This is a genomic window from Sphingobacterium sp. UBA865 (assembly GCF_002295765.1).
Taxonomy (GTDB): domain Bacteria; phylum Bacteroidota; class Bacteroidia; order Sphingobacteriales; family Sphingobacteriaceae; genus Sphingobacterium; species Sphingobacterium multivorum.
This window is the reverse complement of record NZ_DBGB01000037.1, coordinates 66,026-84,027: the sequence shown is the minus strand read 5'-3', so window position 1 is coordinate 84,027 and position 18,002 is coordinate 66,026. Positions and strand designations below refer to the sequence as shown.

Genomic DNA, 18,002 nt, shown 5'->3' with positions numbered 1-18,002 from the left:
ATACCAAGCCTATTCGGATGACGATAGCGGCGATCCGTGTTTTTCAATGACAAATGCTTTAAGCTCTGCCATTTTTCCATCTTCGAATCGCCAAATGTCGCAATAATCGAAATGCTCATATTTTCCGGCCTTATTTCTCAACCGGATTTCTCCGGTCACCATAACAGAATCGCCTTCCTCAATAGATTTTTCCACATTAAAAACTGGTGGTTCCTGATAGAACTCTTTCATATAAGTACGGATTTCTTCTTTCCCATGGAGGATACGATCCCCTACAAAGACCCATTTCGTGTCTGCAGTACAATAAGCTAAGAAGCTTTCATAATCTCCCTTTGCTATAAATTCATTGGCCATCTGTAATATTCTTATATTTTTCATTTTCATCAATTTGTTTTGAATCATTAATTTTTGTCGGTCTACAAGCATTAGATCTTGTGATGGATCAGTATGATACCCCGTTAGTTTATAAAACCACACAGAGGAACATGTTGTTTTAAACGATGAAATAAGATATATTCAATGCTACGACGAACTGTAGAGATTAGGATTTAAGTAGGACATTCGATAATTGTGAAGTAGATTTATTCTTTACTCATTGTCGTCGTTTATCAACCATTTTCTCAAAAGCTCCAGCACCGTTTTCTTAACAAAAGGCTTCACTGCAAAATCGTCCATTCCACACGAAATGCATCGTTCTTTTTCTTCCTTAATATTGCTTGCAGTCAATGCTATAATTGGTGTATGCATCCTACCGTCCTCATTTTTCCTAATCAATTCAGTTAACTCATATCCATTCATTTCAGGCATCTGTATATCCATGAATACCAAATCAGGCCTATTGTCCTTAAACAATTCAAATCCCGCGAAACCATCGACAGCCTCTATGATTTCAGCATTGGGAAGAACATTCTGTACAATGGTTCTGGTGAGCAACATACTAAATTTATTATCTTCAATAATTAAAATCTTGTATTTGCCTTCCAAAAAGAGCGTTTCTTTTTCAGCATATTTGATAGATCCTTCATTCAGCTGTAGCGCAGCAACTAATGTTGAATACAGTTGATCTACTTTAACTGGTTTGTTAATACAATGAATAATATTGCTGCTTTCAGCAATAAGGGCTGGGTTGGTTTCAAGCACTGATAACATTAAAACTACGGGCTGTCCAACTCCTCTGTAAAGTAACTTTTCCCTGATTTTTTTTACAGTATCGATACCGTTCATAATAGGTAGATCATGGTCGATAATAATCGCATCATACCGTTCTCCTTTAGTCAACAATTGAAGAACTTCAAATCCGTTATCGGCCAACGAGACATTAACTTTCTTCATCTGCAACATCAATGCAATATTTGCTCGTTCGGCATCTCGCCGGGCGACTATCATAATATGTAAAGATTCTAAAAGTTTCCATTCATATACATCCCCTTTTAGAGATCTCAATGTTATTTCAAAATAAAATTTGCTACCTTTTCCGTGTTCACTTTCCAATTGTAATTTACTGTCCATCATTTTTAGCAATTGGTTGGAAATGCTAAGTCCTAGCCCTGTTCCTCCAAATCTTTTACTTATTGACGCGTCTTCTTGAGAAAATGCTTCAAATATCTTTTGCTGTTTATCCGGTTTAATACCGATTCCGCTGTCCGTAACACAGAAGCGAAGCGTCGTGGAATTTTCGTCCGAAGATAGTACATTAACATGTAGCGCAACACTTCCCTTTTCCGTAAATTTTATTGCATTACTTAAAAGATTCATGAGCACCTGTTTGAGACGAAGTGAGTCAACCCAAACATAATGTGGTAGTGATTCTGATAAATTTACCCGAAAATCTAATTTTTTGGCTTTCCACTGAAAATCAATCAAACTTGCCACCTGAGCAAACATCTCATACAGATCATTTTTTTCAATAGAAAGCTCCAATTTGCCAGCTTCAATTTTAGAGAAATCAAGTATATCGTTTATGATACTCAAAAGAAGATTAGCAGACTGATCAACAATGGAAAGATACTCTTTTTGTGTATCGTCTAGTTTTGTTCGACTCATCAAATCCGTAAACCCTATAATCCCATTAAGAGGTGTACGAATTTCATGACTCATATTGGCGAGAAACTCTGACTTCGCCACGCTACCTTGGTCAGCAAGCTTTTTAGCTTTCTCTAACTCTTCTCTTTGAAGTACAATCTTCGTGATGTCTGTGGCAATGCCAAGATAACCTATAATCTGACCAGAAATATCACGCATTGCAGTAACGGCAAGAGATACATAAAGTTGCGTAAAATCCTTTTTTATATAAATCCACTCTCTTTGCTCGTATCCGTAGCGCTCAGCTATTTCGACGAACACTCTAAATTCACTAATCGGATAGCCAAATTCAATTTCAAGTTCCTTCGCGCGATCTCTAACTTCTCTACTGCTATGAAATAATGTCGGCGTAATTTTACCGATCACTTCTTCACTTTTATACCCCAATAAATTTTCTGCGCCCCGGTTGAAAAGGGTTATCACCCCTTCTGCGTCAGTTGCTATGATAGCAACGGCAGTAGTGGCATTCAAAACATCTTCAAGCATTTTCTTAGAACGTATCGATTCCGCTTCAGAGCGTTTACGCTTATCGATATCCTGAAAAGTGCCATATAGTCGAACACATTTACCCTTTTTAAAAGCTGCTTTGCCTAATGCTCTAACCCACAACCTTGTACCCTGATAGGTATCAATCTCCAATTCAAGATCCCATGATGCTCCCGTAGATATTGCGCAATTTATAGCCTGAACAATTTTCATTTTATGTTGAGGATCCTTGTAAAACTCTATTGCTGTTTCAATAGATGGACGATAGTCCTTTGGGACCCCATGAATAATCTTGGTCATTTCAGACCAATCGATATAATCGTCAACTAAGTCATACTCCCAGCTCCCTACTCTGGCAACCTGACTGGTCATGTCTAGTGTAGACTTCACATATTCCAACTTACTAGTTAACTGGAGATGCTGGTTTTTCTCTTGAAGTAAATTAAGAACTTCTATACACAATAATGAAAGAAGAGTCCGTTGACTATCCGTAAGCTTGTTGGGGCGTCTATCCATAACGCTTAAAAAACCAATTATTTTTCCGTCGTAACCGATTAACGGTGCCTCATAATAATACAGTATGCCAAAATTTTGGAAAATAACTGAATTGCGCTGCGATTGAGGCTCAGTGCTAACGTCTGGAATTTCTAGCGTGCCGTTGACATCAAACACATAGTCGAAAAATACCTTATCGATACTTACATTGCCATCGACATCATGAAAATAAGTCTGTACAAAATTTTGACTGTTATCAAATAAAGTCAACACTGCAATTTCCGTATTACATATTAATTTAGCTTTAAGGAGCACTCCAAAAAGATCTTTTTTAATCATATCAGCGACCAGCTTATAATTATTATCCATGATAAGAGGATGGCTGTTATCGTTTTTGGGGTATCTTTGATTGTGCATAAAGTTATAATATGCTATAGAAATTTAGTTTATAACAAAACAACAATTTTATTTGAATAGTTTTTTAATAAAAAAAGAATTAATTCAAATTAAAATATGTTAGATAAACAACCTTGAATCGAGAACTTAAGGTTGTTACTATCTGTTATTAACCTTATTTATGAAAAAGTATTGTTATAACAAGGGACGTTTCTCTTTCTTTTGATCTTTATACAAAAATTGTTTATTCATTCTCTAGTTCGTTGATCAGGCGAAATGTCAAGTTGATCCTTGCGCTCATCTTTTGCGTAGATTTTGCGATTCGATGTTCCCATGTCTCCTGCAGATTGCCTTTCATCAACAACAGAGCACCATGGTTCAGTAGCAACGAATACTTCTTATTATGATCGTCCACTTTCCTGAAATCAAAATAGCGTGCTTGTCCCAGACTCACCGACCCGATCACGGGTCTATTGCCCAATTCACTCTCGCGATCGCGGTGCCAAGCGACTGAATCGTTGTTGTCGCGATATAGATTGAGCAAGACGGAATTGAATGTACAATGAAACCGCTGTTCAATCCGCTCCTTCAACGCCTTTAATGGGATAAGCCATTCATTCACGGCTATCCTTTTTCCGGCCATTTGATAAGTCGCATTTTCGTCGCCATACCAGGCGGTCAAGCGAGGAGTCAATATCGTTCGGTCGTACATTTTTTTGGATGTCTGCTGCCAGGGTACTTCTTTCAGCAGGAAATCAAACAACTGATCAGCTTCCTCCTGCATAAGAAAGTCCGGCTCAAAGTTCAGGAGATCTTCCGGAAAAATATATCCTTCATGTTGAAATAAGCTAAGCTGATCCATGGAATAATGAGCTAAAATTTATACGATTTTCCGAAGCATCAAAAACCTATGCCTGCAAAGAAAGAACAATCCTCGCTGCAGAGCGTTTGCGATTTTAGGGGAAAAGTTTTGCTGATTATTTCGTTTTATAGCTATTAGAATTGTCCTTTATGAGTTTCCAACCAAATGCGGTTTATGGACGTTATTCAACAATAAAAAAATGGCAAATAACGAGCTATCGCCATTTTTTTAATCCTGACGTTATTTAACCAGTGTTGCTTCCAGTTCTACCTTCAAAGTTTCAAACAATGTCTTGACTTCCAAAACTGTACTTGTTTGCTTCACTTTATTTTTAGTAATCCAATCCTGAATTACATCAAAGTTTTCAAATAGCGCTGTAGAATCGGTCGTGTAGATATTGAGGCGAACGAGATGTCGAGCTTCATATCCACTTGATTGAATAACTTTTCCAAGATTTTCAATAGTATGAAAAATCTGCGTTCTCATATCAGCAGTGCTCGATACGCCATCATCACTAATAGCACATTGTCCCGACACATATAAGGTTGAATGGGCATGTTTAATTTCAACAGCCTGCACATAATTTCTGGCTTCCTGCCAGTTCCAAGGATTGATTATTTTCTTTTCCATTTCTGTAAAATTATTATGGAGCAAAGCTCAAAATATTTTTACATTCACCTGTGTGACAAACCTCACAATTAAATAAAATCAAGAAAATAGACGGCTTAATGTCTCCCTGGATACGCCTAGGTAAGAAGCAAGCAACAATTTTGGAATCCGTTGCAGCAAAGCGGGATTTCTTTTGATCAGCTGCTCATATCTTTCCTTTGCTCCCGAGGTTAAAAATGATAAGATCCGTTGCTGTGACCCGATATGGCCGGCAATTGATTTACGAAGGAAAAAGCGTTCCATCTTTTGAAGCCTATTGCACAACCTTTCAAAATTTTCCAGCGATAGACAAAGTAATTCTGTGTTCTCAAGACATTCCAAAGTAAATGAAGCATTTCCGCGTGTATAAAAGGCCGAAACATCGGTTTCCCACCAGTCTTCCATTGCAAATGAAACAATATGTTGCTTAGCGTCATCGTCTGTATAATAAAATTTAAGAAGACCAGACAATACAAAGTAAATATAGTTTACGGTATCGCCCTCCCTAAAAATACATTCCGACTTTCTATACTGCCGTTGAATAAAACATGCTTTTACCAAGTCAAATTCATCTTCAGTAAGTACAACGACTTTCTCTATATGTTCTTTTAACAGATTATATTTATCTTCCATTAGATTGTAAGTACCATTTACTGCTGATTACAAGTGTTAAAACTTCCATTGTAAAATTGACTAAATGAAGTGTTTTCTCAAAAACGCTGATACAAATCCGCCGCGGAAAAAATAGTGCGGAGAGTTTAAGTATTCGTAAAAATTATTTGAATTGAGCTCTATATTGTTGTGGACTTTGTTTGGTTTTTAATTTAAACAATCTGCTAAAAGATTGCGGTTGTTCAAAACCTAATTCAAATGCAATTTCAGAAATGCGGAGAGCTGTGGTAGATAACTTATTCTTTGCCCGATAAATCATTTTATCATGAATGATTTGCTGGGTGTTTTGACCGGTAAGATTTCGCAACAGATCGCTTAAATAACTCGCTGACATATGCAGCTGATCAGCCAAATAATTCACAGTAGGAACTCCTCCACTCAGGACCTTATCGCTATTGAAATAATCCTCCAACAATTGATCAATACGCTCGGCAATACTTGGATAGTTTTGTTTTCGGGTCAGAAACTGCCTGTTATAAAATCGTTGGGCATAATTAAGCAACAGTTCAATCTGGGCGATGATCACATTGTGGCTCATCTCGTCTATACGGTTCTCAAGTTCTTCTTCTATATTTCTGAAAAGTGATAGAATGGTTTCTTTTTCTTTGTTCGAAAGGTGCAACGCTTCATTGGTAGCGTAGGAGAAAAAGTGATACTGATGGATCTTTTGGGCTAACGGATAGTGCAATAAAAAATCAGGATCTATGAGCAGCGTGATCTGTGGGCGAAGTATGCTTTGTTCTCCAGTTTCCTTCTGCTTATCCGTTTCTATAGCAGAGAGAATCTGCTGAGGAGCAACAAAAAACAGACCGCCCTCTTTAAAATCAAATTTGGTATGGCCATAGATTAGTTCCCCTCCGGCATCTGGTTTAAAAGCTATTTTATAATAGTTCAACACATGTGATTTAGGAGGAGCATGACCTTCAAGTGGCTTGTCTACCCCATTCAACAAAACAATTAAGGGATGCTGCGGCGGCGGAAAACCTGATGCCTGCATGACATCGGCCAGCGTATTAAATCTTTTTACGGAATGATTCGATTTTTTGGAAACCATATTATAAAAATTCTAGGTTACAAGTTAAACAATATTCGCTTTTCCTCACAAAAAAGAAAAGCGAATAGATCGCAAGATTGTTACCGACGACATAGATCACTAGCCTTGGGCTGCTTGAGAAATCGCTTTCCAGGTTTCCCATTCCTGGAGACGCTCTGAATAAATTTGACGGATAAATGGCAGATCATTTTTACCCAAAAGGAATCGCAACGGTGGGTTTTCAGCATCTACAACAGCAAATAGCGCATCGGCAGTGGCACTAGGATTTCCCCGCTTCATCGTTTGTAAATTTTTCATCACCTGACTTTTCAAATCATCATAATCCGGTAGCTTTTTGCTGGCTATTTTCAGTGATTCGGTGCTGCCAAATTCGGTATTGTAAGCCCCAGGTTCAATCAGCGTTACTTTGATGCCAAATGCCGCAACTTCTTTAGACAAACTATCGTAAATAGCTTCAAACGCAAATTTCGAAGAACAATAGTACCCGATTAGGGGATTACTATAAATGCCGACAGCGCTGGATGTACCTAAAATATGGCCATGCCCTTGGGCTCGCAGTATGGGTAATGCTGCCTGAATCACATGGATAGGTCCGATAATATTTGTTTCATACATGGCTTTTACCTCATCAGTGCTACTCTCTTCAATGGTCCCCACTAAAGAATACCCTGCATTATTGAGCACAATATCCAATCTGCCAAAATACTGCTTGGCTTGGTGGATCGCATTTTGCACTTGGGAGCGATTGGTTACATCCACTTCAAGAACCAGAACCTGATCGCCATACGTTTCTTTTAACGCGGCAATACTATTTATATTACGTGCTGTAGCTGCCACCTTGTCGCCACGTTTCAAAGCGGCTGCTGTCCATATTTTTCCAAATCCTCTTGAAGATCCTGTAATGAACCAAACTTTTTCCTTTTGCCTATTTTCCATTTTTAACTAATATTAATATGAATGCAAAGTTGCTTCTAAAATGGATTTACTTACGTTGCCATAATGAGGATAATCCTAACCAAAATAAAGAATTACGGGCTACTGGAATTTAGTATCATGGTATTAGAAAATTTCTCAACATGTTTTCAAGGCTGTGAAACAGCCTTGGGATGATCTAGAAAAAACATTAGTTGTACAGCAAGATGAAGTAGCTAAAGGCAACATCTGCAAAAGGCAACCCGACATATACAATAAATATCCCAGGTTCAAGATTTGCTACCATATAGTAAAAAAGGCCGGAATAGTCCGGCCCTGATATATAGTTATGATCCCAATAATGGGATAGTCGGTTTCAAAAAATGCTGGCTTGACAAAGTGTAAATCAAGCCAGCAAAAGCAATCGTCTCATTTTTCGTATTAGGAACAACCAGAATGCAGTATTCGTTTGATCTTTTATAAAAAAGCCGAGCAAAAAGACACATTTCGAAGATGTACTTTATGACGTTAATTTTGTGCTAGAAGCCATTGGAGGTATTAATTTTCAGAAGTCAGTACAGGTACTAAAACCATTTGGAACGATAGTTACCTTACCTTCTGTCATACCAAAGCGGATGAGCTTCAGGCTCAAAAAAAACAGTTACATGCCTGTTGTTTCCATGTCAGTCTATTCAAGTGGTCGCGATATGCAGAAAATAGCATCCTTATTGGAAAATGGTATTTTAAAACCACACATTTCGCATGTTTTCGGTTTCGACGAGATGGCTAAAGCTCATCTACAAATCGAAACCGGCCGTACCGTCGGAAAGATAGTGGTTACCTTATAAAACGGTCAGCTATGCAAAAAATCGAGATCACCATATACTATAATCCCTGCTGGTCTTTAACTGGTGGCTAATGCTAAGACTCGTCTTTGGTATTTTTCACCAGACCGATACCGGCAAAAAAGAAAATCAAAGCCAATATGCCAACTACCCCTAAATTGGTGTACGCAGTGCTTTTATTGATGAGTTCATAGCCTGTATAAATTAAACCGACAATACCAAGAATAGTCAGTATTGTTCCGAAAAAGCGTTTTACGTTCATAAATACTCGTTTAAAGTTATTGATTTTTAAAAATGAAATTTATTTATAATATTTATCCACTATACTTTTTAGGTTAATCCCTTTTCCCAATACAGGTTTAAAAATATCTCCTTCGCTCTGCATTCTTTCAATCGCGTTTAAAATATGAAAATCGCTTATTTTTAACCCTTTTTTCACTTCGTCCCAATGAAGTGGCATAGACACTGTCGCTCCTGGTTTGGGGCGGACAGAATATGCGGCTGCGATGGTCGCGTGTGGCCTGTTCTGCAAAAAATCAAGATACATTTTCCCTTTGCGGTCTTTTATGGACCGCTCTAGACTGGTGAATTTAGGAAGCTCATGATGGACTAGCGTGACAATTACCCGGGCAAACTCTTTAGATTGTTCGTAGGTATATTTGCCACCGAGTGGTATATAGATATGAAGCCCTGTAGAGCCACTGGTTTTGCAATAGCTAGTCGCCCCCATATCATCCAATATGCTCTTTGTGACCTGAGCAGCTTCAACAACCTGATCAAACGAATTTTTGTCCGGATCAAGGTCAATTATACAAAACGATGGATTTTCAGGCTTTTTAACCGTACTGCTCCAGGGGTTCATTTCAATGCAGCCAAGATTTGCCATATAGAGCAATGTGGCTTCGTCCTTGCCCACAAGATAATGACGGTCCTTTTCATCTGTTTCACTGTGGTAGAGATAGGTCTCTGCCCATTCCGGTGCCGTATCAGTCACGTTCTTAAAATAAAAACCTTCGCCTTCAATGCCGTTCGGAAAACGGTTCATACTCTGTGGCCTATCCTTAAGATAGGGCAATATAAATGGAGCAGCCTGATAGTAATAATTGATGAGGTCTCTTTTGGTTATTCCCTCTTTCGGCCAAAACACCTTATCTAAATTGGTAAACTTTAGTTCATGGCCATTTACCTTTCTGACCTGGGTTTTATCGGTCGGATTTAATAGTGTTTTCCGCGGCCCTTTTACTCTGGGTGTAACAATTTTATCTTCCATATCGTCTACCATTTTTTCTGTAGGAGTTTCCTCCTCAAGAATTACTTTTTTGGCACTTTTATCTTCCCGCATTCCGTCAAACGAAGGATGCCGCATAATACCGTCGCTGGTTAATTCCGCAAAGCTCACCTCACAGACAAGCTCCGGTTTAAGCCATGTCACGGTAGCATGTGGCGGATTTGGCCTGAAACGCGAGGGCTTATTGACGTCGGGCTCTTCAGAAAAAGGTGCTTTATTAATAACAAGCGGTTTAAATAGCTTCATCATTTCTTTTTGAAGCTTAACATTAAAGCCAGTACCGACTTTTCCGGTGTAGATCAATTTTTTTCCTTCATAGACGCCTACAAGAAGGCTACTAAACTGCTTACTTGAATCATCATTCAGTGTATACCCGCCTATGACAACTTCCTGTCTTTTGTTTGCTTTAATTTTAAGCCAGTCCTTTGAACGATTATGGAGATGATAGGTGCTATCTTTACGCTTCGCCATAATCCCTTCCAAGCCAAGCCTTTTAGCCTCCTCCAGAAAATGTATTCCGGAAGTTTCAAAATGTTCACTGACCAGGATACTGTTGCCTTTGGGAATGATTTCTTTTAAAATTGCCTTACGCTCGAGCAATGTCAGGTCTTTCAGGTCCTGTCCCTGATACCAAAGGATATCGAAAACGTAATAAACCAGATCGCCATCCGCTTCACTCCGCCAATTTTGGAGCGAGCCAAAATTGGCCGTGCCGTTTCCACCTAAAACAACAACTTCCCCATCCAAGATGGCATCTAATTTCAGCTCCTTCAATTGATCATAGATGGGATAGAATTTTTCATTAAAGCTCTTGTCATTACGGGATTTTAGTTCCACCTCACCTTTATTCATAAAAGCTACTGCGCGATATCCATCCCACTTGACTTCATAGATCCAGCCCTCATCATCAAAGGGTTTATCGACCAAGGTAGCGAGCATAGGCTCGATATGGGAATAGAATCTTTGTTTTGGCGCATTTTTTAAAAGTGCTTGAATATTCGTTTTCTTTTTGGAAGTCGCCGTAGGAACAGCTTCAAGCTGATCATTGATTAGCTCAGATGCTTTGTTTTTTGTTGAACGCTTATCTTTTACCGTACTGTCTTTTTTGATAATATGTTTACCATAAACCTGATCGGGTGATTTTTCCATCTGTGGAATTGTCTTGCCTGAGATCACTGATTTATCTTTTGTTGTAATATCTTTCTCACTGGCATATTTATCGTCTAGTTTCATGAGCAGCCACCCGTTATCTCCACGTCCGTGGGCTTTAACAAGAGCGAACTCTCCTTTTAGCTTTTGACCATTGAGCTTAAATTTAAGCTTGCCGGAATAGAGCTGATGCAACAGGTCTTTTTCTTGTTTAGCTACTTCCTTAATGCCACTTTCAGCTGGCTCATACGTCCCTTCATCCCAGACGATCACGGTACCGCCACCGTATTGACCTTTGGGGATCACCCCTTCAAAGTCTCGGTAATCATAGGGATGATCTTCTACCATCATAGCGAGGCGCTTAATACTAGGATCCATAGAAGGCCCTTTTGGCACCGCCCAACTTTTCAGAACACCATCCATCTCAAGACGAAAGTCGTAATGTAAATGAGAGGCATCATGTTTCTGCACAACAAAGCGTAGTTCAGTCCCATTTGGCTGTCCCCCAAACGGTTCCGGGGTTTTCTCTTCAGAACGCTTTTCACGATATTTCGATAGTCCCATAGCTATTTATTTACTTTACCCCCATTTTCTCTATAACACAATAGTAGCATGAAAAAGGTTTAAAATATTTCCCTCAAAATGTTGTTCAACTGTTTATTACTATTCATCATTTTGCTTCACAATAACATCTGCTGTATTTCTACCTAATTACAGTTAGGAAAAATTTGAGCGAAAAAGAACATAATAATCTTTGGATGTGACAGCCCGGGACCTGTTCAAAGGGATTGTACAGCATCGGTTAATATAGCGTTTACTGTCAAATTCTGTAAACAATGAAGCTAATCTTCATGAATTGAATTAACTTTACAAACGACAGCAATTTATCCATCATGAAGTTAGAACTATATCAAATAGATTCCTTTACAGAAGAAATTTTCCGGGGAAACCCAGCCTGCGTGGTACCGTTAAAAGAGTGGTTACCCGATGAGACACTGTTTAAAATTACACGTGAAAATGCTGTGGCGGAAACGGCCTTTTTCATAGATAACGGTGATACAATCCATTTAAGATGGTTTACACCTGAAATTGAAATGGACCTATGTGGCCATGCAACCTTAGCGACCGTGCATTGCCTGGTTAAGCACCTAGACTATCAAAAAAGCAAAATTGTTTTTGAAACGCAAGTAGGTGAATTAACTGTTGATATAAAAGACGAAGTTTATTATATGGATTTTCCATCCAGAATGCCACAGCCTTCCGCACTGCCCGACGTTATTAAAAACTCGCTTAACATCCAACCCAAAGAGATTTATAAATCAAGAGATTATGTTTTACTATACGAATCTGAGGAAGAGGTCAGAAACATCCACATTAACAGATCCATTTTTGATCTGATTAATCTTGATCCCGGAGGTGTGGTCGTCACAGCAACAGGAAACGACATTGATTTTGTATCCAGATACTTTACACCGCAATCAACGATCCTCGAAGATCCCGTTACTGGGTCTGCCTATTGTTCCCTTATTCCGTTTTGGGCATCAAGGTTGGGCAAGGATACTCTTTTTTCCCGTCAGCTGTCTGAAAGAGAGGGGCAACTTTATTGCGAAAACAAAAACGATAGAGTGATCGTGGCCGGTAAGGCCCGTACCTATTCTCAGGGTTTCATTTGGATCGATTAACGATCATTGCTTTAGAAGTACATCGTTAAAATGCTGTAATAAGAATAAAAAAAAACAACTTTAATCCAAACAGGAAAAAGCGAAGTGATCATAGCTTGTTAACCGATTACATCATTTTAATTCACTAAATTTGTAATATGGACAATAAGGTTATAGATAAGGTCGCATTGATCAGCATTTCGGATAAAAAAGTGTTGACGGCACTTTCCAAATCAAAGTCAAAGCTCTATTTGCCAGGAGGCAAAAGAGAACCTAATGAATCTGACATAGAATGTCTGAAGCGAGAAATTAAGGAAGAACTCAACGTTGAGGTCCAAGAAGATTCGATCCGTTATTTTGAGACCTTCCAAGCCCCAGCCGATGGCAAAGAGGCTGATGTAATCGTGAAGATGACCTGCTATTTTGCGGATTATTCGGGCACACTACAGGCAGCAAGTGAAATCGATTCATTTGAATGGATAACCCTCAGTGATGTTGGCAGAACCTCTGCCGTCGTCCGACTTATATTGGGAAAATTGAAAGAACTAGACCTGATCAACTAGTGCCTACCGGAGCTGCTGCGACTTTAATGGGCTTATGATAAATACCAAGTTGTTTGAAAGTTTGTGCATAGCTCAGTAAAACAGTGAGATAAAGACAAAAAACCTTGAGGGGGGATCTCAAGGTTTTTACTACCTGTTATTAACCTAATTTATGAAAAGTATTCTTATAACAACGGTTGATTTGCTTTCGTTTTATTTTTTGTAAAAAAAGGCGTAGTTAGCTTCTCGAACATGGTTTTACCTTCACCCCCCATGTCCCTTTAACAACGAAAAATAACATAAGCGAAAATTATATCCTGCGCGATGTTTTAATCATTCTACCGCAATAGTTTCTTGATGAATTATAGCCCCATAATGATCTCGCTTGACATATCTATATACTCCTTTCGGAAGGTCTACCTGTAGCGAATCCTTTTTAGAAAGTGACAAGTAAACTGGAATAGCTGTTTTATCCAATTGATATTCCTTTTCATGATAAATGTAAATGGCCGATGTGCCTGATTTGGTCGAATCAGTATTCGGTATACTATAGCTGCGGTTTAAATCTTTTGCTCCAATTACTATTTTATCGCTATTCAGATTATTTGATAAATACAAGTCATAACCATTCAATATCTTGCTCTCGATAACATATACCAAATCATTAACATCGTTAATAGATAAAAACTTAACTTGATTAATTGTGTAAGGGTCAATTTTGCTTAGTTTCTTAAAATATTGAGCCATACTTTTGATTTCTCCGATATCTCCTTCTTCAATATGTCCTCCGCCAGCTAATACGATAAGTTTAACTTGATTTTTTGTAACGATTTCACTTTTTCTAATCAGATTTTTAGCTTGCTGTAGATCTCTATTGATTGTGTTTTCAAAATCTTCATAGCCTATTACTTTTAAGCCGTAAATTCTTGCTGTTCTGATGAGATTCGCCATATTAGGATCCCTGGTGTAAAATCCGCTCTCAACGTTTGGAAATCCCAGCTTATTAATTCGGTCATCATCCTCGGATAGACCTTCTAAAGCAAGGACATTAAAGCCTTCTTTGTAAAGTTTTGGCAGTAAAAGATTGATTAACAAACGACAACGTGGTTGTAAATGATTCTCATTAAACATAACCACTCGATGTTCCTTAATTTTCTCTACCAGTTGGTCAATGGTAATAGCAGTTTTTTCGACTGACTGTTGTTCTTGTTTAGTTTCGTTATAATATTGAACACTTTCACCAAGAAACGAACGATATGATTTTAATAGCTCGTTGGCAAATTGGCTATCTTCATTTTGCAGAACAAGTTTTTCCAGCGTATCTCTTGTAGACAAATAATTCGCATATCCCTTATCTTTAAAAATTGATTCAGCTAGATTATAATAATCTGGTTCTTGAACGGGCTTCTGCTCGACAAATTTCTCTCCGTAAGCCAAGGAATTGTAGGACGTTTTTATGCCATATAAAACATCTTTAACACTTTCTTGCATATCGGTGATTTCCGTCCTAACTTCACTGACCAAAAGAAATGAATCTCTGTGGTATGGGATCGCTACACGACTTATTATATTATCTCTATTTTTCTGGATACTACGATAATAAACACATTTATACATAGACGTATCTGCAGTGAACTTTGAGACATCTAAAGAAGTTTCCAAACTGCCGACAAAATACATTGGATTTCTTGTCACATCATATGTACCCCAAAAAACAATATTTTTTGATGGAAATTTTATCTTTCTTTTTCGAAAAATAGACCTGACATCTTTTAAATCTAGATACTTAGATCCAAAGTTTGCGTTCCCATAGAAGTCAATCTTTAGTCCTAAAGAATCATTTGTCAATTGATTCATTGCCCCTGGAGAAACCTTATTTAAGTTAGCTATTGGTATATTTACTGTTGTGCAGCTCGAAAGAAAAAAAAAGAATACCAAAATCTTACAGTGTATACTAAGCTTGGTATGGATCATAATGATAAGATTTTGGTTTAAATATCTATTAGCTATGTTTTGAATGAAGCATTACCTCCCTCTTAATCTTTCAAAGCGTTTCACTCTAATATAATAAAACACACTAATAAAGAAAGTATTTTTTTAAAACAGAATAAAAAGACAATGTATTGCTATTATAATAAATGTATTAAAAAAATCTATAAAAATCTGGACGATCGTTTAACCTCTATTTTGTTAAGCGATCGCCATACCATACTTTTTTTTGGAAAGCTATCGAACGATTGAAATTAAATTTTAAACAAGTAATTCAAAATTTAAATTAAATACTTCCCTTTGTTTTTACACAATAATTATTGATCTTAATCATAATATTTTGACGGAAAAAAAGATATGGATTGGATTACACGTGAAAGACCAAAGATCGATAGGATTGCTTGTCCATGGCTGATAAAGCGTTTTATAAATCCGGACGCAAAAATAATATATGCCCCCTAGATACGGTCTTTGAAATTGCTAAACAAACGAACGCCATTCCGTTTGATATTCCTGGTGTAGAATACAGTCATTATGCAGACGAGTGTACATTTGACTATTTCCTTAAAAAACATGAATTAAACGATCCGGCATTAAAACGAATTGCTGCAATTGTTCGTAGTGCGGACACGGATAGACATGATTTAATGCCACAATCTTCAGGTCTCGAGGCGATTTTTTCAGGTCTAGCTTACAATATCAAGGACGACAATCAGCTTTTGGAGATCGGAATGGTCATTTATGACGGCCTTTATAGCTGGGCTCAACACCTCTACCGACTGAAACATAGCAATGAAGGTCCAACTGAGGTTTTGCTCCTTAAAATCTATCATGAACATTTAAATGATAAGCAAAAAGAAAAATCTCCGGAATGGACTGCATTATTGCGGGAAATGATACAGGATCAAATCGATACAAATACAACATTAAGCTTAAATCAACTTTCCGAAGAACTGGATATTAGTTCAAGCTATTTGTCACGCGAATTCTCAAAATATTTTGAAAACTTAAATTATGGTGAGTACATCCGTAAAAAAAGAATAGAAAAAGCCATTGAACTTATGTCTGACCACTCAATTTCCCTTACTGACATTGCCTATCTCACAGGTTTTTCTGATCAAAGTCATTTCACGCGCATTTTTAAAAAATTTACAGGAAGTAATCCTTCAGAATATAGGAGGAAATCTTTTAAAAAGTAAGGAATATACAAAATAGTAAAATTTATTCTATTTTGAGATGTTACGTATTAGTTATACTTGCTTTTATAAAGCAGATATTATGAAACTAAACCGATACCACTCCTCTTACCATAAAACTTTTTGTGCAGCGATCATTATTATACTCTTATCATCATTACATTTAAGAGCCCAACAACCGAGCAAACTAGTTGCTTATGTTGGTATAGTAAACCCCATTGTTTCCCTATCATCTGGTACGATAACGCCAAATTTTAAAGATAGCTATCAGGTAGGTATGCCGACAGGTATCAATATACTTAGAGAACTACACTTGGGATTTTCACTGGAAATGGTTCCCTACATTAAAATAGCATCCGGGAACAGCAAAATGAGCAATTTCTTGTTCCATCCGGGCGTATTATTTCCCATCGGAAAGGAATTCACATTTATCCCTAGGGCTGCATTTGAAACTTCCGGACGATATGGGCTTACACCGGTATTAAGCAAGGTCATAACACATGGTCAGGTTGGAAAACTTTTTCTAGCAACTCCCTTCCCAGTCCGATTTGGCAATGAACAAAAAATTTCTATTGCTGCTGCTTTTCAATTCGGATATATATTCTAAATCGAATCGTGATCGATTAAAATTCCCAAATGAACAACAATAGTGGTGTTCATTTGTTGCAAGGGATAGTTTATTGTTTATACGTAGTAATATTTTCAAAATATAATAGATCAGGATGAAAAATTTTAGAAACTTAACGTCACGCAGAACGCTATTGAAAATGGGATTGCTCCTAACAGGCAGCTGACTAGTTGGTCTTAAAACAGTTCGTGCGTTTTCTACGACCACGTCGAATACGCCTGATCTCACCGAGGCTGAAATCCAAGGAATTGAAAAAGCTTTAGGAAAGAAAGGAAAATATAACGCAAAAGAAGTTACACATAATACCAGTTTTCCCCGTAATGATCTAGCTGTGACCGTCAAAGGTAAGGATGTTTCTATATCTTTTGGCTTTGGAGGATGGGCTGCGATAAAGAGGACCATGGATGGAAAGAGTGCTGTGCTTATGAGTGATTGTGTTCTACTTCAGGAAGAAGTAAATCCCCTTATTACTGCTGCCCTTGAATCAGGTCTGGAAGTTGGGGCAATCCATAATCATTTCTTTTATGAAGAACCCCGAATCTTTTATATGCACATCCACGGTATGGGGGAACCAGTCGAATTGGCTCAGAAATACGCAACAGCTATCTCAAACACTAAAATAGCTGTTGGAAATCAACCAGCACCACTGAATCAAAAACAAGATCCAGGGGATAAGATATTTAATGTTACCGAATTAAATAACATTATCGGTCATGAGGCCGCGATAAACGGCTCAACAATCAAATATACCGTAGGACGATCCGATTTAAAAATTATGGCAATGGGAGCCGAAATGACATCATCGATCGGTTTAAACAGTTGGGCGTCATTTACCGGATCCGAAAACGAAGCCTATATTGCTGGTGACATCGCAATGTTAGACCATGAGGTCAATCAAGTTATCAGTACTTTAAGGAAACACCATATCGAAATTGTAGCAATCCACAACCATATGCTTGGAGATGATCCACACATGATCTTTCTTCATTACTTTGGAGTCGGTCCTTCTAGGGAGCTGGCACTAGCTTTCAGAGATGCACTTCTTGTACTCGGCAAAAAATCGCATTGGCATAATCATTAATCGAATTAATTGATCT

Annotated in this window: 17 protein-coding genes; 7 read left to right on the top strand and 10 right to left on the bottom strand. The window is 37.9% G+C overall.

Features of this window, described 5'->3' with window-relative positions:
- Positions 1–9 precede the first annotated feature (9 nt).
- From B2O97_RS20420 to B2O97_RS20390, 7 genes are all read right to left on the bottom strand, one after another.
- Complete coding sequence (locus B2O97_RS20420) at positions 10–378, bottom strand: nuclear transport factor 2 family protein (protein ID WP_070568793.1); 369 nt, start codon at positions 376–378, stop codon at positions 10–12.
- A 210-nt stretch (positions 379–588) separates the two neighbouring features.
- Complete coding sequence (locus tag B2O97_RS20415; protein ID WP_286768042.1) at positions 589–3,480, bottom strand: response regulator; 2,892 nt, start codon at positions 3,478–3,480, stop codon at positions 589–591.
- Positions 3,481–3,703: 223 nt separating this feature from the next.
- Complete coding sequence (locus tag B2O97_RS20410; RefSeq protein WP_070568455.1) at positions 3,704–4,321, bottom strand: alpha-ketoglutarate-dependent dioxygenase AlkB family protein; 618 nt, start codon at positions 4,319–4,321, stop codon at positions 3,704–3,706.
- A 240-nt stretch (positions 4,322–4,561) separates the two neighbouring features.
- Positions 4,562–4,951, bottom strand: coding sequence for a RidA family protein (locus tag B2O97_RS20405; RefSeq protein ID WP_286768041.1), 390 nt, complete (start codon positions 4,949–4,951; stop codon positions 4,562–4,564).
- Between the two features lie 78 nt (positions 4,952–5,029).
- A complete protein-coding gene (locus tag B2O97_RS20400; protein ID WP_112374578.1) occupies positions 5,030–5,602 on the bottom strand; it encodes a Crp/Fnr family transcriptional regulator in 573 nt (190 codons plus the stop codon).
- Between the two features lie 142 nt (positions 5,603–5,744).
- Complete coding sequence (locus B2O97_RS20395; protein WP_201639360.1) at positions 5,745–6,695, bottom strand: helix-turn-helix domain-containing protein; 951 nt, start codon at positions 6,693–6,695, stop codon at positions 5,745–5,747.
- Positions 6,696–6,794: 99 nt separating this feature from the next.
- The gene (locus tag B2O97_RS20390; protein WP_112374576.1) at positions 6,795–7,631 is read right to left on the bottom strand and encodes an SDR family NAD(P)-dependent oxidoreductase; all 837 of its coding nucleotides are present in this window, start codon (positions 7,629–7,631) and stop codon (positions 6,795–6,797) included.
- Positions 7,632–8,086: 455 nt separating this feature from the next.
- Between B2O97_RS20390 and B2O97_RS20385 the strand changes: the two genes are divergently transcribed.
- On the top strand, positions 8,087–8,455 hold the full coding sequence (locus B2O97_RS20385; RefSeq protein ID WP_286768056.1) for a zinc-binding dehydrogenase: 369 nt from the start codon (positions 8,087–8,089) through the stop codon (positions 8,453–8,455).
- A gap of 73 nt (positions 8,456–8,528) precedes the next feature.
- Here the strand turns inward: B2O97_RS20385 and B2O97_RS20380 are convergent, their stop codons facing one another.
- Positions 8,529–8,714, bottom strand: coding sequence for a hypothetical protein (locus B2O97_RS20380; RefSeq protein WP_286768040.1), 186 nt, complete (start codon positions 8,712–8,714; stop codon positions 8,529–8,531).
- Positions 8,715–8,753: 39 nt separating this feature from the next.
- Positions 8,754–11,453 (bottom strand): DNA ligase D, encoded by a 2,700-nt coding sequence (ligD, locus tag B2O97_RS20375; protein WP_286768039.1) that lies wholly within the window; start codon positions 11,451–11,453, stop codon positions 8,754–8,756.
- A gap of 329 nt (positions 11,454–11,782) precedes the next feature.
- Between ligD and B2O97_RS20370 the strand changes: the two genes are divergently transcribed.
- Positions 11,783–12,571, top strand: a complete 789-nt coding sequence (locus B2O97_RS20370; protein ID WP_286768038.1) for a PhzF family phenazine biosynthesis protein — start codon at positions 11,783–11,785, stop codon at positions 12,569–12,571.
- 137 nt (positions 12,572–12,708) lie between these two features.
- Positions 12,709–13,113 (top strand): NUDIX hydrolase, encoded by a 405-nt coding sequence (locus tag B2O97_RS20365; protein ID WP_046675980.1) that lies wholly within the window; start codon positions 12,709–12,711, stop codon positions 13,111–13,113.
- 312 nt (positions 13,114–13,425) lie between these two features.
- On the opposite strand, the gene B2O97_RS20360 is transcribed toward B2O97_RS20365, so the two are convergent.
- Positions 13,426–15,066: a hypothetical protein gene (locus tag B2O97_RS20360; protein WP_286768037.1), complete on the bottom strand. Its 1,641-nt coding sequence runs from the start codon at positions 15,064–15,066 to the stop codon at positions 13,426–13,428.
- Between the two features lie 372 nt (positions 15,067–15,438).
- On the opposite strand from B2O97_RS20360, the gene B2O97_RS20355 reads away from it, so the two are divergent.
- The 4 genes from B2O97_RS20355 (at position 15,439) to B2O97_RS20340 (ending at position 17,986) form a co-directional block, all read left to right on the top strand.
- A complete protein-coding gene (locus B2O97_RS20355) occupies positions 15,439–15,543 on the top strand; it encodes a chromate resistance protein ChrB domain-containing protein (protein ID WP_254667751.1) in 105 nt (34 codons plus the stop codon).
- Positions 15,531–16,280 carry a chromate resistance protein ChrB domain-containing protein gene (locus tag B2O97_RS20350; protein ID WP_286768055.1) on the top strand — a complete coding sequence of 250 codons (750 nt, stop codon included), beginning with the start codon at positions 15,531–15,533 and terminating at the stop codon, positions 16,278–16,280. The genes B2O97_RS20355 and B2O97_RS20350 overlap by 13 nt, the downstream gene beginning before the upstream one ends.
- Before the next feature lie 79 nt (positions 16,281–16,359).
- Positions 16,360–16,884 carry a hypothetical protein gene (locus B2O97_RS20345; RefSeq protein WP_286768036.1) on the top strand — a complete coding sequence of 175 codons (525 nt, stop codon included), beginning with the start codon at positions 16,360–16,362 and terminating at the stop codon, positions 16,882–16,884.
- A 259-nt stretch (positions 16,885–17,143) separates the two neighbouring features.
- Complete coding sequence (locus tag B2O97_RS20340) at positions 17,144–17,986, top strand: DUF1259 domain-containing protein (protein WP_312440723.1); 843 nt, start codon at positions 17,144–17,146, stop codon at positions 17,984–17,986.
- Positions 17,987–18,002: the final 16 nt, after the last annotated feature.